This window comes from Sorangium sp. So ce887, assembly GCF_051521455.1.
Taxonomy (GTDB): Bacteria; Myxococcota_A; Polyangia; order Polyangiales; family Polyangiaceae; genus Sorangium.
The window spans coordinates 438724-463210 of record NZ_CP150354.1 but is presented as its reverse complement, the minus strand read 5'-3'; the positions used below and the strand labels follow the sequence as shown (position 1 = coordinate 463210).

General features: G+C 71.0%; 19 protein-coding genes and 1 pseudogene. 13 read left to right on the top strand and 7 right to left on the bottom strand.

Annotated features, from left to right (window positions below; translation table 11 throughout):
* Positions 1-86: 86 nt before the first annotated feature.
* A complete protein-coding gene (locus tag WMF36_RS01815) occupies positions 87-665 on the top strand; it encodes a protoglobin family protein (RefSeq protein ID WP_437577831.1) in 579 nt (192 codons plus the stop codon).
* 19 nt (positions 666-684) lie between these two features.
* Positions 685-2040: a hypothetical protein gene (locus tag WMF36_RS01810; RefSeq protein ID WP_437577830.1), complete on the top strand. Its 1356-nt coding sequence runs from the start codon at positions 685-687 to the stop codon at positions 2038-2040.
* Between the two features lie 8 nt (positions 2041-2048).
* Here WMF36_RS01810 and WMF36_RS01805 read toward each other — a convergent pair whose 3' ends face one another.
* The gene (locus tag WMF36_RS01805; protein ID WP_437577829.1) at positions 2049-2258 is read right to left on the bottom strand and encodes a hypothetical protein; all 210 of its coding nucleotides are present in this window, start codon (positions 2256-2258) and stop codon (positions 2049-2051) included.
* Positions 2259-2729: 471 nt separating this feature from the next.
* Complete coding sequence (locus WMF36_RS01800) at positions 2730-6164, bottom strand: DUF2126 domain-containing protein (RefSeq protein WP_437577828.1); 3435 nt, start codon at positions 6162-6164, stop codon at positions 2730-2732.
* A gap of 338 nt (positions 6165-6502) precedes the next feature.
* Here WMF36_RS01800 and WMF36_RS01795 point away from each other — a divergent pair, with 338 nt between their 5' ends.
* Together WMF36_RS01795 and WMF36_RS01790 are read left to right on the top strand one after the other, a co-directional pair.
* Positions 6503-8410, top strand: a complete 1908-nt coding sequence (locus WMF36_RS01795) for a serine/threonine-protein kinase (RefSeq protein ID WP_437577827.1) — start codon at positions 6503-6505, stop codon at positions 8408-8410.
* A 9-nt stretch (positions 8411-8419) separates the two neighbouring features.
* Complete coding sequence (locus WMF36_RS01790) at positions 8420-9502, top strand: hypothetical protein (protein ID WP_437577826.1); 1083 nt, start codon at positions 8420-8422, stop codon at positions 9500-9502.
* Between the two features lie 184 nt (positions 9503-9686).
* On the opposite strand, the gene WMF36_RS01785 is transcribed toward WMF36_RS01790, so the two are convergent.
* Complete coding sequence (locus WMF36_RS01785) at positions 9687-11213, bottom strand: L-fucose/L-arabinose isomerase family protein (RefSeq protein WP_437577825.1); 1527 nt, start codon at positions 11211-11213, stop codon at positions 9687-9689.
* Between the two features lie 179 nt (positions 11214-11392).
* Between WMF36_RS01785 and WMF36_RS01780 the strand changes: the two genes are divergently transcribed.
* Positions 11393-12445 carry a LacI family DNA-binding transcriptional regulator gene (locus tag WMF36_RS01780; RefSeq protein WP_437577824.1) on the top strand — a complete coding sequence of 351 codons (1053 nt, stop codon included), beginning with the start codon at positions 11393-11395 and terminating at the stop codon, positions 12443-12445.
* A 93-nt stretch (positions 12446-12538) separates the two neighbouring features.
* Here the strand turns inward: WMF36_RS01780 and WMF36_RS01775 are convergent, their stop codons facing one another.
* Entirely contained in the window at positions 12539-12832 is a 294-nt protein-coding gene (locus WMF36_RS01775) for a hypothetical protein (protein ID WP_437582065.1), read from the bottom strand.
* A 187-nt stretch (positions 12833-13019) separates the two neighbouring features.
* Positions 13020-13136, bottom strand: a pseudogene (locus WMF36_RS01770) (hypothetical protein); the annotation flags it as partial.
* On the opposite strand from WMF36_RS01770, the gene WMF36_RS01765 reads away from it, so the two are divergent.
* A complete protein-coding gene (locus tag WMF36_RS01765; protein WP_437582064.1) occupies positions 13084-13377 on the top strand; it encodes a hypothetical protein in 294 nt (97 codons plus the stop codon). The pseudogene WMF36_RS01770 and the gene WMF36_RS01765 sit on opposite strands and share 53 nt — an antisense overlap.
* A gap of 640 nt (positions 13378-14017) precedes the next feature.
* On the opposite strand, the gene WMF36_RS01760 is transcribed toward WMF36_RS01765, so the two are convergent.
* On the bottom strand, positions 14018-15091 hold the full coding sequence (locus WMF36_RS01760; protein ID WP_437577823.1) for a trypsin-like serine protease: 1074 nt from the start codon (positions 15089-15091) through the stop codon (positions 14018-14020).
* 734 nt (positions 15092-15825) lie between these two features.
* Between WMF36_RS01760 and WMF36_RS01755 the strand changes: the two genes are divergently transcribed.
* The 6 genes from WMF36_RS01755 to WMF36_RS01730 all read left to right on the top strand — a co-directional run bounded on the left by WMF36_RS01755 (position 15826) and on the right by WMF36_RS01730 (position 21481).
* Positions 15826-17364 carry an ATP-binding protein gene (locus WMF36_RS01755; RefSeq protein WP_437577822.1) on the top strand — a complete coding sequence of 513 codons (1539 nt, stop codon included), beginning with the start codon at positions 15826-15828 and terminating at the stop codon, positions 17362-17364.
* Positions 17365-17444: 80 nt separating this feature from the next.
* Complete coding sequence (locus WMF36_RS01750; RefSeq protein WP_437577821.1) at positions 17445-18191, top strand: radical SAM protein; 747 nt, start codon at positions 17445-17447, stop codon at positions 18189-18191.
* A complete protein-coding gene (locus WMF36_RS01745; protein WP_437577820.1) occupies positions 18188-19264 on the top strand; it encodes a radical SAM protein in 1077 nt (358 codons plus the stop codon). Before WMF36_RS01750 ends, WMF36_RS01745 begins: the two co-directional genes overlap by 4 nt.
* Positions 19261-20253, top strand: coding sequence for a class I SAM-dependent methyltransferase (locus WMF36_RS01740; protein WP_437577819.1), 993 nt, complete (start codon positions 19261-19263; stop codon positions 20251-20253). Before WMF36_RS01745 ends, WMF36_RS01740 begins: the two co-directional genes overlap by 4 nt.
* Before the next feature lie 11 nt (positions 20254-20264).
* Entirely contained in the window at positions 20265-20879 is a 615-nt protein-coding gene (locus tag WMF36_RS01735; protein ID WP_437577818.1) for an ATP/GTP-binding protein, read from the top strand.
* Positions 20873-21481, top strand: a complete 609-nt coding sequence (locus WMF36_RS01730; RefSeq protein ID WP_437577817.1) for a Uma2 family endonuclease — start codon at positions 20873-20875, stop codon at positions 21479-21481. The genes WMF36_RS01735 and WMF36_RS01730 overlap by 7 nt, the downstream gene beginning before the upstream one ends.
* Before the next feature lie 27 nt (positions 21482-21508).
* Here the strand turns inward: WMF36_RS01730 and dnaX are convergent, their stop codons facing one another.
* A complete protein-coding gene (dnaX, locus tag WMF36_RS01725) occupies positions 21509-23878 on the bottom strand; it encodes a DNA polymerase III subunit gamma/tau (protein ID WP_437577816.1) in 2370 nt (789 codons plus the stop codon).
* Between the two features lie 285 nt (positions 23879-24163).
* Between dnaX and WMF36_RS01720 the strand changes: the two genes are divergently transcribed.
* A complete protein-coding gene (locus WMF36_RS01720) occupies positions 24164-24487 on the top strand; it encodes a YbaB/EbfC family nucleoid-associated protein (protein WP_437485718.1) in 324 nt (107 codons plus the stop codon).

Below are 24487 nucleotides of genomic sequence, written 5' to 3'. Positions count from 1 at the left end.
ACAGCGGACAGCTGCTCCTGTGTCGTCGGCCTGCGTTGTTCCGCGGCACGCCGCCCGCGCGAAGGCGAAGAGGAGCATCGGTTGCCATGAAACACATCGACGAAAAGCTGCTGGAGTCAGATCTCGAAACCAGGTTCGGGTATCTCATCGAGTTCATCGGCTTTGGACAGGCGGACATCGCCGCGATCCACGGCGCCGCGCAGCACCTCGCCCCGCGGGTCGAGGGGCTCGTCGACGCGGTGTACGAGAAGCTGTTCCTCTACGACGCCACGAAGCGCCACTTCGTGCCAAAGCAGCACGGCTACGAGGGGCAAGCCCCGGTGGACCTCCTGTCGCTCACGCTGGATCACGAGCAGGTCAAGTTCCGCAAGAAGCACCTCGCGGACTACCTCGTCCGGCTCGTGACCCACGCCTACGACGTGAAGATGGTCGCCTACCTCGACATGGTGGGGCGGATCCACACGGCCAAGGCCGGCAATCCCGAGCTCGTCGTCCCGCTCGTGCAGATCAACGCGCTCATGGGCTTCGTGGCGGACGCCCTGCTGCAGACGATCCTGTCCCTCGGCCTCGACCGGCAGACCGAGGTGAGCACGCTGCGCGCCTTCAACAAGCTGCTCTGGATCCAGAACGATCTCCTCGCGCGCCACCACGTGCAGGGGGCGTGAACATGCGAGGTGGAGCGCCATGCGTCGATTCTTCCGGCAACCCGCGCTCGTTCTCCTGCTGTCGTCCATTCCCCTGATCGCCGGCTGCGGCGACGACGACGACCCCGCGGCCAGCCGCTTCGCCTGGCTCGCCACGCGCGCCGAGCAGGTGCGCGAGCTGTCGTTCGAGCGCGAGGTGCCGGTCCGCACCGTCACGCGAGACGAGGTCGACGCGGAGGCGGCGCAGGCCGCGGCCGCCATCGCGGAAGAGGAGCTCGCCACGCTCGCCGCCACCTACGGCCGGCTCGGCTACTTCCCGCCGGACATGGACCTGCACGCCACCTTGGGCCAGTCGATGGACCTGTTCGCCGCCTGGTACTCGCCCGAGAACAAGGCGATCTCGCTCATCGGCGAGGTGGACGACCAGGTGCTCATCCACGAGTACGTCCACGGGCTCCAGGACCAGCACTTCGACCTCGGCGGGCTCCTCGAAGCGACGCTGACGAGCGACGCGCACCTCGCGCTGAGGGCGGCGGTCGAGGGCGACGCGATGCTCGCCGAGGTGCGCTTCCTCGTGCAGGAACAGAGCGACGCCGATCTGGACCAGATCAACTGGGCTGTCCTCATCGACGCAGCGCGCTCGGCGGGAGAGCAGATCCTCGAGAAGAACGAGCTCCCCGCCCTGTTCGTCGACTATCCGTCGTTCGCCTACGGGTTCGGGTTCGAGTACTGCGTCCACAACCTCACCGGCGCCAGCGCGGCGTCGCCCAGGTCCGACAGGCCGTTCCCGTTCGACTGGTCGCGAGAAGACGCGCTCTTCTCCGATCGCATCCCCGCGACCACCCAGCAGATCCTCACCCTCGACGGCCAGGATCCCGTGGTGCGCGTCGGGCTCGAGGAGGTGCCGTCCGAGCTCGCCGACCGGCTCGATCCGCTCGACTGGGACTCGCTCGGCGAGTGGCTCTCCTACCTGCTCCTGCGCCCGCTCGACGGCGCGCCCTCGCTCGGGGACATGCGCGCGCTCGCCGCGACCTGGGACGGCGATCGCGCCCTGTTCGTGCGCGATCGGCAGACGGACGCGACCGGGACCGCGTGGGCTTCGGCGTGGGACGACCCCGAGGCCGCGGCGGGCATCGAGGCCGCGCTGTGGCAGCTCTACGGCGGCGCGGCGCTCGACGAGGGCGAGCCGCGCCTCGGGCGCGCCGAGGACGGCGAGCTCGTCTGGATCGAGCGGCGCGACGAGCGCGTTGTCGCCCTCAAGAACGTCGACGAGGACCTCATGCCCGCGCTCGCCGAGGCGGCCTTCCCCTCCGGGATCCAGCCGATGCGCCTCAGGCTCCGGACGCGCCCGTCGCTCGCCGCGTGGCTCTCGCGGCGCCTGCCCGGGCTGCCCTGACTCCGGGCTCAGATGCACAGAGAATCGCAGTCGTGATCCTCCTCGCACGCCGAGATGCAGTCGCCGTCGTCATCGCACGCGGACACGCAGTCGTCGCGCTCCGTCGAGCACGTGGTGATGCAGTCATCGCCGTCCTTGTCGTCGTCCGCATCGACGAAACAGCCAGCCGCCAGGGGAATCGTCGAGACCAGAAGCATAGCCAACATCTTGCGAATCATGGGTTGTCCTCCTTCTTTGTGTGCTGTCCGCATGCGATGCAGGGGACATCGACCACCCAAGCAGGGGACGTACCAATCGCGCTTCTCACGCGACGCACGCGACGCACGCGTCGGCGCCCCCTCGAGACGCGCGGCGCCGCGTGGGGCGAGCCCGACACCGGACGTCGCGTCGCCGCCGCCGCCGCCGATGGACGCAGGATGTCATTCGAAGACAAATCGCCACACGGGCGCAGGCCACGGCCGGGCTCGGACTCCCTGCGTCCCGGATTTCCCGTGCATCGGCGCGCGGCGCGCGCTTCGGGAGCGCTGGGCTGAAATGCCACACTCGCCTCGACCGTGGGCGCCTGACATCCGTCCAGGCGCCCACCAGGTCTCCCACGTCGGTCCCGGTCAGCTCCGGAGACCGGCAGCGCGGAAGCCTCTCGACAGGAGGCCGCCGCGCTGCCGCTCACCGAACACCGCCGCGCCGGCTCACCCCTCGTCGTCGGGCGTCGGCGGCTTCACCGGCTTCGGCGGCGGCCGGTCCACCGGGTAGCGCCGCAGATCCAGCGTGTACGGCGCGTCGCCGTGGGGGGACGCCGGCTTGCCCATCACCGGCCACGGCGTCGGCCCCTCGATCGTGAACCGCTGCGCGCGCCGCGCCGACGCCTCGAACCGCGTGAGCGGCGCCGCGTCGTAGGCGCGGCCCTCCGGGTGCCACACGTGGTAGGCGCACGCGCCGATCGAGCGCTTGGCCCACGTGTCGAGGAGGTCGAGGTGGACCGGGTGGTGGATGCCGAGGTGCGCGTGCAGGCTGTGCGGCGGCGCCCAGGCGCGGAACCGCACGCCGCCCACGAGCTCGCCCGCCGTCCCCGTCGGCCGGAGCGGCAGCACGTGGCCGTTCACGAGCACCGTGTGGCGCTCGGGCGTGAGCCCCCGCACCCGCACCTCGATGCGCTCCATCGACGAGTCCACGTAGCGCGACGTGCCCGTCGTGGTCAGCTCCTCGCCGAGCACGTTCCACGGCTCGATCGCGTTGCGCACCTCCAGCATCACGTCGCCGGCGTGCAGCGTGCCCACCACCGGGCAGCGCAGCTCGATGAACGGGCGGTACGCGTCCGCGGGCAGCGCGAGCCCGCGCTGCTTCAGGTGATCGAGCACGTCCTCGAAATCGCGCCACAGGTAGTACGGCAGGAGGAAGCGGTCGTGCAGCGCCTGGCCCCAGCGCACGAGCTGGCCCGTGTACGGCTCCTCGGCGAACGAGGCCAGGAGCGTGCGGACGAGCAGCGACTGCGCGACCGCCATCCGGAAGTGCGGCGGCATCTCGAACGCGCGCAGCTCGATGAGCCCCTGCCGGCCGTGCGCCGTCTGCGGATCGAACAGCTTGTCGATGCTCACCTCGGCGCGGTGCGTGTTGCCCGTCATGTCCACGAGCAGGTGGCGGAACAGGAGGTCCGAGAGCCACGGCGGCTCGCCCTCGCGCCGCTCGAACGCGCGCGCGAGCGCGATCTCCAGCTCGTAGAGGTTCTCGTGGCGCGCCTCGTCCACGCGCGGCGCCTGCGACGTCGGGCCGACGAACAGGCCGGCGAACATGTACGAGAGCGACGGGTGGTGCTGGTTGAAGGTGAGCAGGCTCGCCAGCAGATCCGGCCGGCGCAGGAAGGGGCTCGAGCGCGGCGTCGGGCCGCCGAACGTGAGGTGGTGGCCGCCCCCGCTCCCCGCCATGCGCCCGTCGACGAGGTACTTCTCGCAGTGCAGGCCGCTGTGGAGCGACGCGTCGAACACCGTCTCCAGGAGCGACGCGTATTTGCGCACCCCGTCGGTCGGCGGCAGGTTCACCTCGAGCACGCCCGGGTCCGGCGTCACCGAGAAGCGGAGCACGTCCGCGCTGGGCGGCGGCGGGTACCCCTCGAGCAGCACGTCGATGTCCGTCTCCTGGCGGGTCGCGTCGATCGCCGCGATGAGCTCGAAGAAGTCGGCCGGCGCGAGGAGCGGCGGCAGGAAGACGTGGACCGTGCCGTCGCGCGTCTCGACGCAGAGCGCCGTGCGCACCCCGTAGCCCGATCGCCCCGCGGCCGGCGCCGCGCGCTGGGCCTGCGCCTCGCGCTTGCCCTCGTGGGCGTGCCGCTGCGCCGCCCGCGCGCGCGCCGTCTCGGCGTGCTCCGGATCGCCGTCGTCGTCCAGCCGCTCGACGCGGCGCTGCTTCTCTTCCTCCTCGTCGGCCTCGGGCTCGCCGCGCCGCGGATCGGGCGGCGACACGAGCTCCTCGAGGGGCGGCGGCGGGGCCACCGCGACGAGCGAGCGGAGCGGCAGGCGCAGGCCGAGGGCGCTGTCGCCCGGGATCAGGAAGAGGTTCCCGCGCCGGAAGCCCCAGCGCTCGCTGATCCACGCCCCCCACTGGCGCGTGAGGGGCAGGACGAAGCCGGCCTCGCTGCCGAGCCCCCGATCGAGCACCCGCGCGAGGCGCCGCCGCTCCTCCGGGTCGTCGAGGTTCGCCTTGAGCGGGTCGACCTCGGTGGGCAGGTTCGCCTCGTCCTGGAGGTGGCGCCAGGGGTCCTCGTAGGCCGGCAGCAGGAACTCGGTCAGCCCGAGCCGCGTCGCGAGCGCCTCGGCGAACTTCCGCGAGAGCGCGACGTTCTTCCCGCGCGACGAGCGGCTCGGCGCGACCGCGGGGTCCGCGTGGCGCGCCCCGGACATCTCGGTCCAGAGGGGGACGCCGTCGCGCCGGCCGACGATCTCGAGGGCCCAGCGGGGCAGGCTCTCGCCGGGGTAGTGCTTGCCGGCGCGGAGCAGCAGGAGGCCGCCCGGCGTGATCCGGCGCCGGAGCTCGTGCGCGAGCCGGAGCCCCTGCGACCACTTCGTCGCGCCGAGCGCGCCCTCGCGCCACTCCGGCGCGTCCGGGTACTCGCGCGAGTTGAAGGTCGGCTCGCCGCCCATGGTCAGGGTCAGCCCCGCGGCGGCGAGCCGCTCGTCGGCGCGATCCGCCACCGAGAGGAGCTCCTGCCACACGGGCTCTTCGTAGGGCGTCGTGGGCCGCGGCTCGTGGCCGAGGCGCCCGACCTTCATCTCGAAGGTCACGTCGCTCGCGCGCGTGTCGCTCGTGCCCTCGACCGGCGACGCGAGCGCGGGCGAGGCCGTGCAGGCGAGCGGGATGTGGCCTTCGCCGCAGAGCAGGCCGCTCGTGGCGTCGAGGCCGATCCAGCCCGCGCCGGGCAGGAAGACCTCGGCCCACGCGTGCAGGTCGACGACGTCGCGGCTGACGCCGCGCGGCTGGTCGGGGATCATCCCCTCGTCGGTCAGCTGCACGAGGTAGCCGCTCACGAAGCGCGCGGCGAGCCCGCGGGACCTGAGGGCGGCGATGAGCAGCACCGCCGAGTCGCGGCAGCTGCCGCGCCCTTGCGCGAGCGTCTCCTCCGGCGTCCAGATGCCGGCCTCCTCGCGGATGACGTACTTGATGCGCCGGTTCACGGCGGTGTTCAGCGCGACGAGGAGCGTCACGGTGTGGCCCTGCGACGGCAGCCCGGCGAGGAACTCGTCGAACAGCGGGCCGCGCGCGATCGACGGATCGGCGCTGTCGAGGAAGGGGGCGAGGTCCTGCTTGAGCTCGGCCGGATACGCGAACGGGACGTGCTCCGCGCGCTCATCGACGAAGAAGTCGAACGGGTTGACGGGGCGCACGCTGACCGCGAGCTCGACGAGGATGTCGAGGTGCGAGGCGCGCTCCCCCGCGGGCAGGAGCACCCGGGCAACATGGTTGCCGTACGGGTCCTGCTGCCAGTGCGCCGCGATGTGCGGCTCGAGCTTCAGGCTGTACGATTCGATCTTTGCCTTCGCATGCGTCGCGGGCCGCAACCGGATGAGGTGCGGGCCGAGCGAGGCGGGCTGGGGGTAGGTGTAACGGGTCCGGTGCTGGATGAGCAGGCGCACGGTGGTTCTCTCCGGGGGTGGCCCTATCCAACCAGAGTTGCCCCCGTTCCGTCTCGCTCTCCGCGACGTGTTCTGGACGCACGGCGCGTTCGTTTCCTGAAGGATTCGGCGAGAATGCGGCGGTGTAGCGGCGCGAAGACGCCGGCGTGTGGCGGGCGCGGCGGCGTGACCGTGCGGCGGCGGCGCGACGAGCGGCGGCGTCATCGTGCGCGGAGCGGCCGCGCGGCGGCGCGCGTTGCTGCATCTTTCGCGTTGTTCTGCCGGCCGTGCGGCGCCGCGGCCCTACACCGGCGCCGCGCGCTTGCCGTCCGAGGGCGAAGCGGTGATCATCGCCCGCTGTGTCGGGTTCCGAGACGAAACAGCCCTCGCTGCCCCCGGTCGAGCCGGGGACCGTGCTCGCCGGCAAGTACCGCGTGGAGCGGATCATCGGCCAGGGCGGCATGGGGGTGGTCGTCGAGGCGCGGCACATCGTGCTCGACGAGCGGGTCGCGCTGAAGTTCCTGCTGCCCGAGCTCAGCCGGCACCCGGAGGGGTCGGGCCGCTTCCTGCGCGAGGCGAAGGCGGGCATGAGGGTCAAGAGCGAGCATGTCGCCCGTGTTTCGGACGTCGGCACGCTCGAGAACGGCGCCCCGTACATGGTCATGGAGTTCCTGACCGGGAGCGATCTCGCGCGCCTGCTCCGGGACCACGGCGTGCTCGGCCTGGAGGACGCGGTCGACTACATCGTCCAGGGCAGCGAGGCGATCGCCGAGGCCCACGGGCTCGGCATCGTGCACCGCGATCTCAAGCCGGCGAACCTGTTCCTGACGACGCGCGTCGACGGCTCGCCGCTCGTCAAGGTGCTCGACTTCGGCATCTCGAAGATGGCGACCGGCGCCGTCGACGTCCTGACGGGCACGGACGCGGCGCTGGGCTCGGCGCTGTACATGTCGCCGGAGCAGATGCGGCAGACGCGCTCGGTGGACCACCGGACCGACATCTATGCGCTCGGCGTCTCGCTCTACGAGCTGCTCGCCGGCCGGCAGCCGTACTACGCGGAGACGCTGCCGCAGCTCTGCGCGGAGGTGCTGACCGGCACCCCGACGCCGCTCCGGGACATGCGCCCCGACGTGCCCGCCCCGCTCGCGACCGTGCTGGAGAAGGCCTATGCCCGCGATCGCGATCAGCGGTACGCGTCGGTCGCCGAGCTCGTCGTGGCGCTCGCCCCGTTCGCGCCCGCGCGCACGTACCCGACGCTCGTCCGGATCGCGCGCATGGGCGGCCTGTCGCTGCACGCCGCGGCCGCCGGCGGGCACCGCGCGTCGCAGCCCTCGTTCTCGGTCGTGGACGCGCGGGCCTCGTCGCCGGCGTTCCGCGAGCCGTCGTGGCCGGGGCTCTCGTCGCCTGCGGCAGCCGGTCAGGCCGCCGCCGCGCCGCCGCAGCACCCCGGGACGCCGCACCCCGACGCGGCGGCGCCGTTCTCGCAGCCGTCGCCTGTCGCCTTTGCGGCGACCCCCTACCCTCACCCGCCGTCGCCGTTCTCGCCGTCGCCGGTCGCCCCCGGGACGACGCCGTTCCCGCACCCGTCCTCGCCGTTTGCCCGGCCGTCTTCGTCGCCGGCCTTCGGCCCCCCGGGCGCGCCGCCCGGCGATGGCGGCAGGCTCAGCCCGGTGCCGCCCGAAGGTTCCGCGCCGCATCAGCAGATCGTCCCCGGTCCGTACAGCGCGCCGATGAGCTCGCGCGCCGCCGCGACCTTCGCCTCGTCGACCCACCTGGGGATCTCGTCGGAGGGGCGCCGGATCCCCGGGTTGCCGGCCTCTCCTGCCGTGATCATCGCGATCACGCTGCTCTCGGCGACGCTCGTCCTCGGCGTGCTCGCGGTCAGCGTGTTCATGCTCCGCCGGGGCGACGCGGATGACGCGGGCGGCGCGGCGGCGACGCAGGCGACGACCGCGAGCGCGACGGAGACCGCCGCGCCTGCGCCTGCGCCTGCGCCGACGCCAACCGCGGAGCGGCCGGTGTCCGACCCCGGGGCGGCGACGCCGGACGGGCCGACGATCCTGCCGACGGGGGCGGCGACGGACACTGCCGCGGCGAGCGCCTCGGCGTCGGCGAGCGCCTCGGCGTCCGCCTCGCCCGCGTCGGTGCCGACGAGGGCGGCGCCTCCGCGGGCGCCGGCGGGGCGCAGCGGGCCGGCCGGCCGCCCCTTGCCACCTCCAGCGACCCAGCGTCCTCCGCAAGGCATCGACCTGAACGATCCGCACTGAGCCCACCCCATGATCTTCTCGAGATTGCATGCGCCCCGCGCGATCCGTCGCGCTCGACTCGTCGTCGCCTCGGTCGTCCTTGCCTCGGCCACCCTGCTCGCGCCCGCGGGCGCTGCGGCGCAGGGCATGGGCGGCGATCCGACGCTGGCCCAGACGCTGTTCGAGGAGGGGCGCCGCCTGATGGAGGTGAAGTCGTACGCCGAGGCGTGCCCCAAGCTGGCGGAGAGCCAGCGGCTGCGGCCCGGCACGGGCACGCTGCTCAACCTGGCGCTGTGCAACGAGGGGCTCGGCAGGACGGCGACGGCGTGGGGGCAGTTCAAGGAGGCGCTCTTCGCCTCGAAGAAGGAGGGCAACGCCGCGCGCGAGGCGTTCGCGCAGGAGCACATCAACGCGCTGGAGCCGAGGCTCTCGAAGATCCAGCTCGTCGCGGAGGGCACGCCGGGCCTGCTGGTTCGCATCGACGGGTACGACATCCCCGCGGCCGCGCTCGGCACGCCGATCCCGATCGATCCTGGGTCGCACCAGGTCGAGGCGACGGCGAGCGGCTACTCGGTGTGGTCGACGACCGTGCAGGTCGGCGAGAGCGCCGACCTGAAGGCGATCTCCGTCCCGAAGCTCGAGCCCGCGCCGCCCGCGAAGACGACCGCCGCGCCGCGGGGTCCGGCGGCGGGCGGCGACGCCGGCGGCGGCAGCGCAGGTGGCGGCGGCGGCAGCGGAGGGCTGCGCACCGCGGGCTTCGTGATCGGGGGCGCCGGCGCGGCGGTGCTCGGCGTCGGTGCCGTGTTCGGGATCCTCGCTGCGGGGCAGGCTGGCGACGCGGAGAAGGACGCGGCGCTCTGTCCGGGCAAGCAATGCTCCCCTCTGGGTCGCGCGGAGATCGAAGCGGCGGAGACCAAGGCGCTCGTATCGACGATCGGCATCGGCGTGGGCGTCGCCGCGATCGGCGCAGGGGCGATCCTGGTGCTGACGTCGGGCCGGTCGGGACCGGAGGGCGCGAGCGCGGCCGGAGCGCGGCCGGGGCGCGTGCAGGCGCGCGTGGTGCCGCTCATCGGTCCGGACGGGGGCGGTGTCGGCGTGCTGGGGGCGTTCTAGACTCGACTTGGGCACTTATCTCGTGGAGATCGCCGACATCCTTGCCTCGACGAGGATCGGCCTACGGTGGTCCGCGATCGTGCGCCGTGGTGGCTGCGCCAGTCCGCGCACGCTGCCGTAGAGCGTGACCGTCGGCGGTCGGGAGCGAATCCGCGCGCGCACGCAGGCGACCTGAGCTCCGGCCTCAGAGCTCGCCCACCTGGCTGTGCTCGTAGAAATCAACCAGCGCTTGGCCGCTGCGGCTGAGGCCCGCTTGGGCATTGATGTAGGGCACCGCGTCTCGAATCGCCTTCATCGTCAGCTCGATGTTCTTGTGCGTCCCGACCACGAGCGCGGTGTGGTGCTCCACCGCCCGCTCGGGCTGCGTCAAATAGCGAAAGAGCTCCTGAATGCGCGGAATCTGGATGCGGCCGCGAGTGCCAAAAGTGTCGATGCCTTCTTCGCTGACCCGGCCCACCCCGCCGTAGAGGAACACGCTGCCTTCGCGCGCGTTGGTGCAAGGTCTCAGAAAAGCGCAGGTGCCCGCCTTGAGCTCGCCGTCGACCGCGCCCCAGGTGTTCTCCGCGCCGATGTCGGCCTGGGTGGCCAGGATCTCCTGGCGGGTGATGCGGGCGCCGGGGCGCATCACGCTCTTCGCCCAAACGCCGCAGTGGAAGAGATCCACCTCCTCGCGCTCGTCATCGTACATGTTGTTCCAGTCGCCGAGCAGCGGCACGAGCCCGGAAGCGCACTGGAGCATGTACATCCCCATCCAGCCCGCGATGTCGGTTTCGCAGGCGGCGGGGATGAGCTTGTCCGAGAGCATGCTCATGCAGGTGCAGGGCATCACGCCCACCTCTCCGCCAATCTGGTACTTCTGCATCTCCGTCCAACAGCGCACCGCGATGCCGTCGAGGTCATTCTCTTTCACGAAGCGATCGAAGACGACGCCCATCCGGGCGATCGCTTCCAGTGAGGCGCGCGGAACGTCAGCCGCTGCCATGTAGCCGGAGACCGCTTCCAGCTGAGTGGATAGCTCGCGCGGCGAGACCTTACGCATCTGTCGATCGAGCGCGATCAGCTCCAGGCCGACCGTGCTCAGGCCCATGTGCCCCAGCAGCTCGGTGGAGACGTTGGTGACCGTCTGGAACGCGTCGGGCCCAGAGCCCACCAACCCGAGGCGCACGCCGCGGCCCCGGCGACGAAACTTCGATGCCAGAACGCAGCTCGCGTAGAAGGCGTGGAGATCGTCCGCGAAGGCGGCCGAGCTCACGGCCTCGCAATGCTTGGACGTGAGGGTGTACGGGTAGCCGATGTGGCGGAGCGCGTTAGCGGCCGAAAAGCGCCCGCACGCCCCGTCCCGCCGGCCCTTCTGTCCCATGCGTCCCAGACCGCGCACGTCAGGCTCGGTGTGCAGCAGCACCGGCACATCGAGGTCGGCCAGCCGCAGAAAGTCCCGAATCCCGTTTTCATCGGAAAAATTGTACATCGAGCAGATGACGCCAATGGCCCCGCCGCCGTCGGGAGTGCGGCGGTACTGTTGGGCGACGCCCGCGGCCGCGCGCGCGTCGGCGTAGGTTTCGACGTTACCGAGATCGACGTAGCGCACGCGCCCGCCGAGCACATGGCCCACAGCCGATCGGGTGGCCTTCGCTCCGTCCTCCGCAAACTCCGTCGGAAAGAAGCCCCGGTTGCCCATGAAGCCCAAAATCACCGGTTCACTCTGTGTCATCGCTGTCTCCTGGAGCAGGCGGGCTTGAACCAGAATGGTCTGGTGGATCCGTAGAATCGCTGCCATGGCCCCCTCGCGCGCGAGGGACCGCAAACACCGACCGCGTATTCCGCTTCAATACTATGCATGTCCGTGCTAGCGTCAACAGCTAATCCGAATTAGCTAAAGAGAGCGCGAGCTTGAACGATCCCCCCGACCCCGACCCCCCGCACGTGCCCGGTCTGCGTCCGATCCGTATGAAGGACATCGCCGAACGCCTGGGGTTGTCCCAGACCACGGTGTCTCACGTCCTGACGGGCAAGCATGCGAAATTTCGCATCAGCGCCGCCACGGTGGAGCGGGTCTGGACGCTGGCCCAGAAGCTGGGTTATCGGACCAACGCCATGGCCCAGGCGTTCCGGGAGCAAAAATCGTACGCGATCTCCCTCGCCGTCGAAGACCTGTCGAACCCGATCTGGGCCGGGATAGCCGTCGGCGCCGAGCGCGAGGCCGAGCTCCACGGCTACGCCCTCGTGGTGAGTCACCTGGCCGGTAGCGCGGGGCGCCAGCGTCGCGCGTTGCAGCTCTTGCACGAGTCCCGGGTGGATGGGCTCATCGTGTCCCCGGTTTCCGGAGGGGATTGCGATCTCATCGCGGCGCACAAGCAGGGACTTCCCTTTGTGCAGATCGACCGGGCGGTCCCGGACCTCGACGTGGCGTGCGTGCGCACCGATCACGCCGCCGGTTCGGTGCTGGCGCTCCGCCACCTTCTCAGGCACAAGGATCGGTCGCTCGTCTACATCGGCGGCCCGCTCGACATCCCCACCTACCGACATCGTCTCGACGGGTTCCGGGCAGAGTTGACGCGGAGCGGCGTCAAGGCGGCGGCCATCGAGGAGTTGAAGGAGGCCACCCCGGAAGAGGCCGAGACGCGCATGGTCGAGCTTCTCCAGCGGCTGCGTGGACCTCTGGCCGTCTACGCAGCAAATTTCTGCACCACTGTCGGGACCCTGCGGGCCATCCGCGCCGCCGGCCTCTCCGTGCCCGACGAGATCGACGTCGTCGGATTCGATGACATCCTGATGGCCGATCTCTTGCGCTATCCCGTCGCGACCGTCGATCAGGACGTCGGCGCGATAGGACGCGAAGCGGTCCGGCTGCTCCTTGAAATGCTGGCGGGCGGGAAGGTCGCGCGAGAGGTCCTGCTCCCCCCTCGCCTCACCGCGCGAACATCGGACGTGCCGCGCAGCTAAGGGCGCCCCGCTGGGCCACACCCGATCAGCGCCGGCGACGGTGCGACGGGACCGCGATGGTACGACGGGGGACCGTGGTACCAAGCCTGGTGACTACTCGAACAGCAGCGCGTTTCTCATGATGTCGGCGCCGTCACCGACCCAGAAGCCGTCCCTCGACGCCCTGGAGACGGGGAGCATATTGAGCTCCACGCGCGCGCGGCCGTCCTTGAAGCCGCGTAGGATCAACGGCACGCCGCTGCCCCACGTCGCGACGACGACGCCGCCGTGGATGGGGCCGCCGCTGCCCAGGGAAGCATTGGCCGCCCTGAGCGACGTCACGCCGGCGACCAGAGGGCTCCCGGGCTCGTTGATGCCCAGAGGAGCCGTCTCCGTGAACGTTTGCATCCCGATGGAATCTCGCGTCGTCGATGTCGTAGCTCGTCGCGCAGTCGCCGTCAGGGAGCTGCGTGAGGCCCTCGGGGCACGTACAGCTGCAGTCCTCGGCCGACACGTGGACGGGAAAGGTCAGCGAGCTCGACGCGGCATACACGTCGGAGACCGTGACCTGAACCTGGTAGTCGCCCGGCATGTCCGTCGAGAAGCTGCTGGCGGCGCCGGTCGCCTGAAGGGCCGGGGAGGACCCGGCCGGGCTCGCGGTGATCGACCAGGCAAAGGAGATCGGGTCGCCGTCGGGATCCTCGGCGCCCACGGTGATCGTGGCCGTCTCGCACCGGGAGATGAACTTGCTGGGCGCGATGTCGAGATCGTTGATCCTCGGCGGGTCGTTCAGCGCGACCACCGTGTCGAGACCGCCGTTCGCGCCCCCGCCGCACTGGGACACGAGCAGGACCTCGGTCGTGGCTTCGGCGGCGACGTACGCCGTCCCCTCGGTGGGAGCGCACTCGCTCGACGGCGCAGCGTCGCTCATCGGTGTCGCGCAAACGCGGTAGTTGCCGGGAGGCAGCAGGAACACGCCGGCGTCCCCCGCGTGCGTCCCCGAGCTCGCGGGGAGCACGCTGCCAGGGAGCGCCTCGGGCTCCAGGGCGCTGGTCGCCTCCGCGAGGGGCGCGTCGCCGCATGTGCTGCCGGCGCCGACGACCTTGCAAAGCAAACCCGTCGTGCATTGTATTCGCCTGGCGCGTCGGCGAGCGCGACCTGGACACGTGTAGTTGACTGTGACCCCTCTGACGGAGGCTGGTCTCACCGGGCACGTGTGGAGCCTGGAGGAGGGTCTCCTGATCGGGGCCGGCGGGCCCTCCGCCGCTCGACCTCGGGGAAGCATCCAGCCCAGCGAAACCCCGCGTCCGCTATCCGATGTGTCGGTGAGGCCTTCCTACCGGACGAGGCGCTCGCGAACGTCGCGGGGGAACTCCGGCACCGAGCAGTGGCCGCGCTCGGCATGCTACCTGGCGACGTGCCTGCGCCATGCGGGGCGCGCGGCCGAGGTGCTGGAGCTGACGTCAATCCGAGCGTCCTGGCTGCGCTGTCGCCTTCGGTCTCTACAGCGAAGGCGAGGAGCGTTTGGGTCTATAGGCACGCGGTTTGATGGGCCGCGGCTCCCGGAGCGCGGTTCGCGCCGGGTGGCGTCGTTCATGGCTTCTCTCCCGAGACGAAGCCGCTCGCCGTTTCAGGCGTCGCGCTCCCGAGGTTGAGCGTGCACAGCTGGCCGGTGAGTGAATAGGAATAGCTTGAGCAGCTTGGGGTGTGCTCGCAATGCAATGCACACTTGCGGCTGTGATCGACCGATGGATCGATAATGAAGCTGCTTGACACGAGCTGGACGCCCACATTGCGGGTCATTCCTCCGGTATAGCTGATCTTGCTGAGGACCCAGTTTAGCCGGTACGCGATGCTCGTGTACTTCGTCTTCCACGTACCCCACTCGTCGACGGCCGAGGCTGCCACGCCGTGAACGACGTATCGGCCCGGCGTGCTCGCCCCGACCAGGAAGGGGCCTCCGGAGTCGCCATGGCTCACGTTCGGCCAATCTGTCAAAAGGTGCCCGTCATTGACCAAAAAGTGCCCGTCATTCACGTCACTCGAATACGTGGTCTCAGAGCGCTTCCGCATATCCCAGTCGTCGTCGTTCGGCTGATTGTCGTGATATCCGATGCCGACCATGTAACCGGAAACGTCGTTACCGGGGTAGCCCAGGGGGAGCAATGCCGGGCGCGTATAGCTCGGGATATCCGAGTCGAGCGTGAGTATCGCGATGTCGGCGAACTTGCCGTTGGTGTCCCGGCGGCCGTCATCCGAATACGAGCCCAGCTCGACCCCGCTCGGTGCTACGGCCGCGATCGCCGTGGCGAAGTCCCCCGTTGGCAGCGGACCGTTATAGAACGTCACCGTGGTGTCGCCCGCTGGCGGAATGCAGTGCGACGCCGACAGCACGTGCCGAGGGCCGACGATGACCCCCGTGCAGTAATCTACCAAATCGAATCCGGGGGGGAACCACGATGGATGCGTTTGAGTTTTGACTCGAACCGTCGATCTCGCCAGGGAGCTGTTGTCGGCAACAGGGGATTCGCCATTCGTAAGTGCTTCAGCGTGCTCGTTCGTATGCTCGGCTCCGAGGTGCGTGTCGGTGCCATTTGGGGCATCGAGGACGCATCCGGCAATAGAATAGGAGGCGGCGACAATGATAACTTCGAGTGATTTGTTCATGATGGCTCTCCGTCTCAAGCATCGTGCTTGGGCAACAACCATGCCGACATGGGTCGACCGGTGGTTGCTGCGTCGATTCACGTCGATTTCCGGGAGAATGTGGTCCTGGGGACGAGGGCGTGTGCGTCCGCCGAGCGTTGGATGGCGGCGACGGCCTCCAGCTGGCGGCTCCACCCATCAGCACATTAGGGACCTCTGGACCGCGGTGGGCCAGGGCTTGCCCGCCGGAGAGCATATTTCGAGTGTTGGGGCGAGAACGTCCGCGCCGCCGGGCTAGGCGTCGACCCCGATCGGTGATCCCGCGGCCCTTGAGCGCGGGCGATGCGGCGGCGGAGGCCGCCCCGTTGGGCCATACCGGAGCCGCCCTCGGCGGCGAAACAGGCGGAAATTATGAAAATCGCTACTGTTTTCGGCGACCGCTCGTTATCGGCCGGTTTTCTGGCGGGATCTCTGACGCACGGAGCTGGCGCGGTGCCTGGCCGCGCCGGGTGAAGCGACCCGGAGAAGAGCAGAAAGGCGCCGAGGGCGCTCGGAAGAGGATTTCCGGGCTCTCTGGGCGCCTCGGCGATCTGTCTCCCTCTCTTTTCTTCTTCTCCTCCTGGCGTCTTTGGCCCCTTGGCACCGGGCGCGAGGCCGTATGACGGCCACCGACGCGTCAATCAGGGGGTGTCCTCACGTGACATCCGCGCTGGCGTGCGCTCGCTTTTGTGGCGATGGATGACGCCGGTCCGCCCGTGGAGACCTCCCCTGCCGCCAGGCTGCGCAGCTGCAAGCGCGACGTGCTCGAGCGCTGGACGCGCCGGGTGCTCGACGATCCGCGGGCGGTGGCGGCGCAGCGGAACGGGGGTCCGATGCTCGTCGACGAGGTCCCGAGGCTCTTCGAGCACCTCATCGAGGCGCTCGCGGCGAGCCCGTGCGCCGAGCCCCTCGCCGGTGAGGACGGGGAGCTCCAGAGCGCCTACGAGCGGGTCGAGGACCACGCGCACCTTCACGCCGCGCAGGGCTGCTGCATCGCGGCGGCCCTGCGCGAGCTATCGCACCTCCGGGCTGTGCTCATCGAGGTGTGTGCCGCCGAGGGGATCTCCCTCGGGGTGAGGGAGGCGCAGATCCTCCACGCGGTGGTGGACGCGAGCATGTGGACGAGCGCCCGCGAGATCGAGACGGCGGCGCGCGCCGCGCTCGAGGACAGCGCTGCGCGCCTGCGGCTCGCCACGCAAGCCGGCGGCGTGGGAGTCTGGGATTACGACACCGTGACCGGCAAGCTGCGCTGGGACGACCGCTGCCGGCAGGTGTCCGGGCTGGGTCCGGAGCCGGACGTCGATTACGAGCTCTTCGTCTCGGCGATCCACCCGGACGATCGCGCGCGCGTGCAGGAGGCCGTGCTGCGGTCGCAGGACCCGGAGAGCGGCGGGGAGTACAGCATCGAGTACCGCCTCGTGGGGATCTGCGATCGGATCGAGCGCTGGGTCTGCGTGCAGGGCCGTGCGTTCTTCGACGCCGCGGGGCGCAGCGTCCGGATGATCGGCACGGTGATCGACATCTCGGATCGCAAGCGGGCGGAGGCGGAGCGGATCGACGAGCTCGCGTTTCGCGATCGGTTCCTGGGCGCGCTCAGCCACTATCTGCGCACGCCGCTCACGTCCGTCACGCTGGCGGCCAGCGTGCTGATGCACCACGGCAACGTGACGCCGCGCCAGGCGAGGAGCGTCGAGCGCATTGCGGCGAGCGCCCGCCGCATGGCGCGGACGATCGACGACCTGCTCGATCTGACGCGGAGCCGCTTCGGCGGAAGCATCCCGATCGCGCCGAGCCCGGGGAACCTCCATGTCCTCTGCCAGGGGGCGATCGACGAGCTCAGGGCCATGCAGCAGGAGGTGCCGATCCGGCTCGATCTGCAGGGGAGCGGCGCCGGGCTGTGGGATCCCGAGCGGATTGCCCAGATGGTGACGAACCTCGTGCAGAACGCTGTCGACTATGCCGACCCGGGGAGCGCCATCCGCGTGGCGATCCGGCCGCGCGGGGAGGACGTGCAGATCGAGGTGCACAATGATGGGCCGGCGATCGCGCCGGAGCGGCTGGAGACGCTGTTCGATCCGTGGCAACAGCCGCCTGCGGACGGCCGGTCGAGCACGGGGCGCGGGCTCGGGCTCGGGCTGTTCATCGCGCACCAGATCGCGAAGGCGCACGGCGGGGAGATCGACGTCGAGAGCAAGGCGGAGCGGGGGACGACGTTCACGGCGCGGCTGCCGCGGAGGGTGGCGGCGGGGTGTTGAGGCGAGGTGAGGGGGCGGCGCGGCCCCAGATCTCCTTCATCCCCTCCCCCCTCCGCCGTATCCTCCTCGCTGGAGGCCCCATGCCGACCGCGACGAGACCCCAGAACGCCACGCTCACCGGCGCGCTCCCGCTCGACCGCCCCACGGCGGAGCGGCCGCACCGGCTCTACGTGGCCACCTCGAACCACTGCAACCGCGCGTGCCCGTGGTGCTGCACCTGCTCGTCGCCCCGGGGCCGGACCTTCCTCGCCCTCGACCGCTACCAGGCGAGCTTCCCGGCCGAGGGACCCTTCGAGGTGCAACTCGAGGGCGGCGAGCCCACCATCCACCCGCACTTCGACGAGATGGTGCGGCTCGCCCGCGCCGAGCCCCGCTGCGCGCGCGTCGTCGTCGTGACCAACGGCGTCGAGATCCCGCGGGACCCGGCCGGGCTCGACGCCTGGCTCCAGAAGCTCGGCGAGCCGGCCACGATCAAGCTCTCGATCAACCACCACCTCCTCGAGCACGACAGCGATCTCCTCGCCCTCGCGCGCGCCCTGCACGAGCGGCTCTCCGCGCTCGGCGGCGACCGCCAGCTCGTCTTGAACGTCCGGCTCCGGAAAGACGAGGCCGACGGCGACGCGTGGGTCGTGCAGGCGGTGCGCGACGCGGGGCTCATCGAGCTCGCCAACGTGTTCCACCTGCAGCGCTACGGCTTCGCGCAGAAGCGCGAGGACTGGGACGAGCCCTTCCTCGTCGGCACCCATTTCACGATGCTCAACCCGGACGGCCGCGCCTTCGGCCCCGACCTCGTGGCGCGCTCCGACGCCATGCGAGACCTGCCGTGAGCGCGCGCCCCTTCCACGAGGAATGGCGCCGCCTGAAGAGCCGCGCCTTCGATCTGACGGGCAACAGCACCGCCGGCGAGACGGTGCGCTTCGACCTGTGGGGACAGCCGGTCGAGATCTACCGCAATGCGAACTTCTCCATCTACAGCCGCCAGCCCTGCAATGCGAAATGCCACTTCTGCGTCGAGGAGCTCAGGCCGGCGTCGCGCGGGCGGAGCCTGTCGGTGCAGAAGACCGTCGAGGACGACGACGAACGCTATTTCGACGCCATGGCCGAGTCCCTTGTCGCGCTCCGGCCGCTCGATCCGACGGTATCCATCACCGGCGGCGAGCCGAGCCACGATCCGCGGCTGCCCCGCATCCTCGCCCTCGGGCAGGCCCGCCGAGGACGCAAGCGGACGCTCACCACGAACGGGTCGGGGCTCCTGCAGCAGCGCGAGGGAAAGCGGGTGATCGACTGGATCGTCGAGACAGGCGTCCAGCACCTCAACATCAGCCGCGCCCACCCGGATCACGACAGGAACGCAAAGCTGATGGTGATGAAGGACGGCCTGAGCGTCGACGAGCTGCGCCAAGTCGTGGAGGCGGCAGCGGCGGGCGGCACCCGGGTGCGCCTCTCCTGCGTGCTCCTGCAGGGGCAGATCGACTCGGTCGAGCCCATCGTGGCCTATCTGCGGTTCGCCCGGTCGCTCGGCGTCGACAACGTGATCTTCCGCCAGCTGATGAAGACCGACAAGGCCGCGGTGGTCGAGAACCACGTCGTGAAATACAGCGATCGCTCCCGCGTCCGGCTCGAGCCGCTCCTCGACGCGCTCAGCGCCGACCCGCGGTTCTCGTTCGAGCGGCAGATCGTGGGCTATTACTACTATGTCGAGGTGTTCCGCTTCGAGGACATCGATGTGGTCTTCGAGGAGGCCGACCTCGCCCAGCTCGAGGAGACGAAGCGCTCGGGCCCAGGCATCGTCCACGAGCTCATCTTCCACCCGAACGGGAGGCTCGCTTCCACCTGGCAGCCGTGGGACGGCATCCTGGGCCCACCCCCGGCGGCGCGTGCGTCGCTCGACGCATCATGACGCCTCCGGTCATCCCCCTGCCCTACATCGGCCGGAACCTGCTCTTTCTCGAGGAGGTGCTGGACGAGCTCGACGGGCGCGGCATCACGGGCCCTCTCCTGTTCCGCGCGAGCGAGACCGACAAGCTGGCTCGCCTCCTCGAGCACGGCACCGACCGCGCCGGATACCCCGGAGAGAGGCCGTGGACCGACGGCCCGGCTCCGGGGCGCCCGATACGGCACGAGGACGTGATCTTCGCGACCACGGCCGACGAGATCCGGTCGGGAGAGCGGGAGCCCGAGCGGTCCACGTCGCTCAAGAAATTCGCCGTGATCCAGCGGCCCCTGTTCGTCGCGCACGATGCCCGCGGCTTCGTCAAGCTGTGCGACCGGCAATACGAATACAGCGATCCAGCGCAGAAGCAGGCGGCGCTCCTCGCGCTGTTTCCGGTGACGCGGGTCGACCCGATCCAGGGCTGGTTCTCCGAGGAAGACGGCCTGGCGTACCGAGCGCTCGTGCGCTCGATCCGGGGTGGCGCGATGGTCGAGGTGGGCTCCTGGAAGGGGCTCTCCACGGCCTACGTCGCGCGGCTCGCGGCGAGGAACGGCGTCGCGCTCCACTGCGTCGACACGTGGGAAGGCTCCAGCGACGCGTACGACGAGCGGTATCGCGCCCTGCTGGCCGCGGAGGACGTGCCGGGCGCGTTCCAGGCGAACATGGAGGCGCTCGGGATCCGGCCCAGCGTCCTGCGGATGCCGTCCACGGACGCGGCGGCGCGCTTCGCCGACGCGAGCCTGGATCTCGTGTTTCTCGACGGCTCGCACGACCGCGCGGCCGTGCTCGCCGATCTCGAGGCCTGGTGGCCCAAGCTCAGGCCGGGCGCCGTCCTGGCCGGCCACGATCACAACGACAAGCACGCAGAGGTCATGGACGCCGTGGCTCACTTCATGTCCCTGGCCGGACGGTCGGCCGAGCGCGGCGCCGGCTCGGTGTGGTGGGTGCGGCGATGAGATGATGGTGGATGATGGAAACGAACAAGCGCCTCTTCGTGGCGACGGGAGCCTACGCGTGCGGCAAGACCACGACGCTCCGCCATCTCGCGTCCACGCGGGGCTACGGCGTGCACGGTGAGGCGCACCGGCGCGTGCTGGACGAGCTCGGCGCGCGCACCCACGGCCATCCGCCGGACGAGCCGTTTCGCCCGCTCGACGCGCCGGACCACTTCTGTCCCATGTGCCGAAAGCGGGAGTTCGCCGCGCGGGTGCTGGAGACCCAGAAGACGATCGAGGCGGAGGCGCGGGATGGCGACTGGCTGGAGCGCGGGGTTCTCGATCCGGTCGAGTACTACCTGCGCACGAGCGGAGAGGCCGAGTATCCGTGGCCGCCCGGCGAGCCCGCGTTCGAGCGGTATGCGCTGGTGTTCCTGTTCGCCGTGATGCCCGAGCTGCAGGCGCCGCGCTGGGGCAGGAGCAGAGAGGCGCGCGCCGCCGAGGCGGAGCGGATCAACCAGCGGCTCGGCGCGCTCTACCGCGCGGCCGGCTGCGAGGTGGTCGAGGTCGGCCCCGGCACCGTGGAAGAGCGGGCGGAGCTCCTGGCTCGGGGGGCGCGTGCTACCTTGCGTGAGAGCCCATGGTAGCCGCCGCCCACATGCCGTTTCCGTCCTCGATCGCGCCCGCGGGTGAGCAGCGGTTCGTGATCCACGGCGTCCCCTGGCAGACCTACGTGAGGCTGCGGGACGAGCTGGACACACCCGGCCTGCGGATGACCTTCTGCGAGGGAACGCTGGAGCTGATGAGCCCGTCCATCGATCACGAAGTAGCGAAGAAGAGCATCGCCCGCCTGATCGAGATCTTCGCGCTGGAGCGCGATGTGCCGCTCCAGGGCTACGGCTCGACCACGTTCCGTCGCGAGGCCAAGGCACGCGGCCTCGAGCCCGACGAGTGCTATTGCGTCGGCGAGCCGCTCAAGGAGTTCCCCGACATTGCGATCGAGGTGGTGCTGACGAGCGGTGGGCTCGACAAGCTGTCTGTCTACAGCGGTCTCGGCGTCCGTGAGGTCTGGTTCTGGGAGCGCGATGCATTCCAGATCCATGCATTGCGCGGCGAGGCGTACGAGGCCATCGCGACCAGCGAGCTCCTTCCAGAGCTGGATCTCGTCGCGCTCGCGCGCTTCGTGCGCTGGCCGGATCAGCACGCGGCGGTCAAGGCGTTCCGCAGCTGGCTGCGGGACGGCGGCTGAGCTCGCTTGCGCGGCGGCGCGGGACGCTCAGCCCTCGGCAAAGTCCTGAGAGAGCCGCACGTCCTTGAGCTCCGCGCCGAGCAGCTCGATCGCGGCCGTGACGAGCGGGTGGTCGGCCACGGCGCGCCGGGCGGCCTCGACCCGCGCCTTGCGCTCGGCGGTCTCGACCTGCGCGAGCGAGGGGCCGGCGCTGCCGCGGGTGATCGTCTCGAAGACCAGCTCGGCGGGGCCGCCGAAATGGGCGCGCAGGACCCGGGCGAGCAGCTCGCGGGCCGCGGGCTCGGTGGCCTGGCCGGACAGGAACGAGTTCGCCTCGTAGCCGAGGACGACGCGGGTCGGCTGGAGCTCCAGCACGGCCGCGTGCTCGAGCACCGAGGCGAGCGCCGGCCGCAGCGCCCGGACCCCGGTGATCACCGCGCGCCAGGTGGCGAGATCGCCGGCGCTCATCGCGGGGGGCGGCGCGCTCGACCGCGGCGCCGGGGCCTGCGCCGCCGGCGGCGGCGCGCTCGACCGCGGCGCCGGGGCCTGCGCCGCGGGGGGCGGGGCGCTCTGCGGAACGGAGTACAGGGCGCCGCGCGGCGAGGGAGGCGGCGCGCTGTCGGGGCGGTACGCGGGCGCGGCTGCGCCGTTCGCGTAGGCCGTGGCCTTCGCGAAGGCCGGCCCGGCGCCGCCGCCCGCGAAGCTGGCCGCCGCGCCGTGCACGCCCGGCGCGCCGTTCGCGAGGGCCACGACGTTCGCCGACGACGTGCCGTTCGCCACCACACCGCCCGTCGCCCTCGCCACCCCCCCGGCGCCCGGCGCGCCGTTCGCCGCTGCGCCGTTCGCCCTCGGCGCGCCGTACGCCGCCGCGCCGTACGAAGCCGCCGCGCCGTTCACCGCCGCGCCGTACGAAGCCGCCGCGCCGTTCACCGCCGCGCCGTACGAAGCCGCCGCGCCGTTCACCGCCGCGCCGTACGAAGCCGCCGCGCCGTTCACCGCCGCGCCGTTCACCGCCGCGCCGTTCACCGCCGCGCCGTTTGCCCCCGCCGCGCCGCTCCCCGCGCGCGCCGCCCCCGGGACCGCGCCGCCCTCTGCCGCGGCGCCCGAGGCGCGCGCATCCGCCCGCGCCTCGTCGGGCGCTGCCTCGGCCGGCGCCGCGCCGCGCCGGGGCGCAGCCGCTCCGCCGGACGGCGCGCCGGGCCGCTGCGGCGCGCGCTCCGGCGCACCACCGCCTCCGCCGCCTCCGCCGCCTCCGCCTCCACCGTTCAGGCGCCGCTCGAGATCGCCGAGGCGGCGCAGCAGCTCGTCGATCGGCAGGAGCGGCGGCCGCCTGGCGAGCCGGACGAGCGCCATCTCGAGCGAGGCCCGCGGCTGGCCGCTCCGGACGATGTCGTCGAAGGAGCGCGAGAAACCCTGGTGCAGCCGCGTGAGATCGTCCGCGTCCGCGCGCGCCGCGAGCGCCCGCGCGTCGGCGACCTCCTCGTCGGCGAGATCGAGCAGCGGCGCCGGATCCTCGCAGACCTTCGCCACCACGAGATCGCGCAGGTGCGCGAGGAAGTCGCGGGCCACGTGCGGCAGGTCGTACCCCTGATGCGCGAGCTCGCCCACGATGCGCACGCACGCCGCAGGATCGCCGTCCACGAGCGCCTCCGCCAGCCGGTGCAGCACCACGCGGTCGGCGACGCCGAGCACCTTCGCCACGCCCTCGGCCGTGATGCGATCGCCGCTCGTCCCCACCCACGCGATCACCTGGTCGAGCAGGCTCATCGCGTCGCGCATGCTCCCCGCAGCCTCCCGCGCGAGCGCGCTGAGCGCCGGCTCGTCGGCGGGGATCTTCTCCTGCTCGAGCACCCAGCGGAGCCGCGCCGCGATCGCCTGCGCCCCGATGAGCTTGAAGTCGTAGCGCTGGCACCGGCTCAGGATCGTGACCGGGACCTTGTGCACCTCCGTCGTCGCGAAGATGAACTTCACGTGCGGCGGCGGCTCCTCCAGCGTCTTCAGGAACGCGTTCCACGCCGCGTTCGAGAGCATGTGGACCTCGTCCACGATGAAGATCTTGAACCGGTCGCGCGCCGGCCGGTACGGCAGGCTCTCCTGGAGCTTCCGCACCTCGTCGACGCCGTTGTAGCTCGCGCCGTCGATCTCCTGGACGTCGACGTCCGCGCCGACGGTGATCTCGGCGCACTGCGGGCACGTCTGGCACGGCTTCGCGGTGGGGCCGTGCACGCAGTTCAGCGCCTTGGCGAGGATGCGCGCGCTCGTCGTCTTGCCGACCCCGCGGACGCCCGTGAAGAGGAAGGCGTGCGCGACGCGATCCCGCGCGATGGCGTTGCCGAGCGTCGTGGATACGTGCTCCTGGCCGACGAGATCCTCGAAGGACTGCGGGCGCCATTTCCGCGCGAGGACGACGTAGCTCATACGCTGCTCGACTAGCACCTTCTGGCGAGCGCGTCGCCGCAGCTGTGGCCGACGCGGACGCCGCCCTGCATTCCGGTGAGTTTGCCAGAGTTGCCGCGCAAAACGCACCCTTCTCCGCCGGGACCGGGGCCGGGCGCCATGCGCAAGGGTACGCAACGGAGTCCCTGGAGAGGCGGAAGCGCCGCTCGACGTGAGACGCGACCGGACGGGGCCGGACAGGCCGCGCTCTCCGCGTCCCCTTCCCGGTTGCGGCGCGGCGCCGTTCACGGCATAGACCGCCGTCTCATGCAATTTCGCGGCGGAATGAATGAGCTGGTTCGCCAGGCGGCGCGCATGCAGCGCAAAATCGACCAGGTGAAGGACGAGCTGAAGGAGCGCGAGGTGAGCGCGACCGCCGCCGGGGACAAGGTCACGGTCGTGGTCACCTGCGAGGGAAAGGTGCGCCGGATCGACGTCGACCCCGCGTTCCTCGCGAGCGAGGGCCTGGAGATGGCGCTCGACGCCATCGTGGCCGCGTCGAACTCGGCGCTCGAGACGGCCGACAAGCTCGTCGAGAGCGAGATCGCCAAGGTGACCGGCGGCGTCAAGCTCCCCGGCATGCACACTTGA

Excerpts from the sequence above, each read along its gene's own strand:
- WMF36_RS01815 (WP_437577831.1), top strand. The coding sequence starts at position 87 with ATGAAACACATCGACGAAAAGCTGCTGGAGTCAGATCTCGAAACCAGG.
- WMF36_RS01810 (WP_437577830.1), top strand. The coding sequence starts at position 685 with ATGCGTCGATTCTTCCGGCAACCCGCGCTCGTTCTCCTGCTGTCGTCC.
- WMF36_RS01805 (WP_437577829.1), bottom strand. The coding sequence starts at position 2,258 with ATGATTCGCAAGATGTTGGCTATGCTTCTGGTCTCGACGATTCCCCTG.
- WMF36_RS01790 (WP_437577826.1), top strand. The coding sequence starts at position 8,420 with ATGATCTTCTCGAGATTGCATGCGCCCCGCGCGATCCGTCGCGCTCGA.
- WMF36_RS01785 (WP_437577825.1), bottom strand. The coding sequence starts at position 11,213 with ATGACACAGAGTGAACCGGTGATTTTGGGCTTCATGGGCAACCGGGGC.
- WMF36_RS01775 (WP_437582065.1), bottom strand. The coding sequence starts at position 12,832 with ATGCAAACGTTCACGGAGACGGCTCCTCTGGGCATCAACGAGCCCGGG.
- WMF36_RS01760 (WP_437577823.1), bottom strand. The coding sequence starts at position 15,091 with ATGAACAAATCACTCGAAGTTATCATTGTCGCCGCCTCCTATTCTATT.
- WMF36_RS01750 (WP_437577821.1), top strand. The coding sequence starts at position 17,445 with ATGCCGACCGCGACGAGACCCCAGAACGCCACGCTCACCGGCGCGCTC.
- WMF36_RS01740 (WP_437577819.1), top strand. The coding sequence starts at position 19,261 with ATGACGCCTCCGGTCATCCCCCTGCCCTACATCGGCCGGAACCTGCTC.
- WMF36_RS01735 (WP_437577818.1), top strand. The coding sequence starts at position 20,265 with ATGATGGAAACGAACAAGCGCCTCTTCGTGGCGACGGGAGCCTACGCG.
- WMF36_RS01730 (WP_437577817.1), top strand. The coding sequence starts at position 20,873 with ATGGTAGCCGCCGCCCACATGCCGTTTCCGTCCTCGATCGCGCCCGCG.
- dnaX (WP_437577816.1), bottom strand. The coding sequence starts at position 23,878 with ATGAGCTACGTCGTCCTCGCGCGGAAATGGCGCCCGCAGTCCTTCGAG.
- WMF36_RS01720 (WP_437485718.1), top strand. The coding sequence starts at position 24,164 with ATGCAATTTCGCGGCGGAATGAATGAGCTGGTTCGCCAGGCGGCGCGC.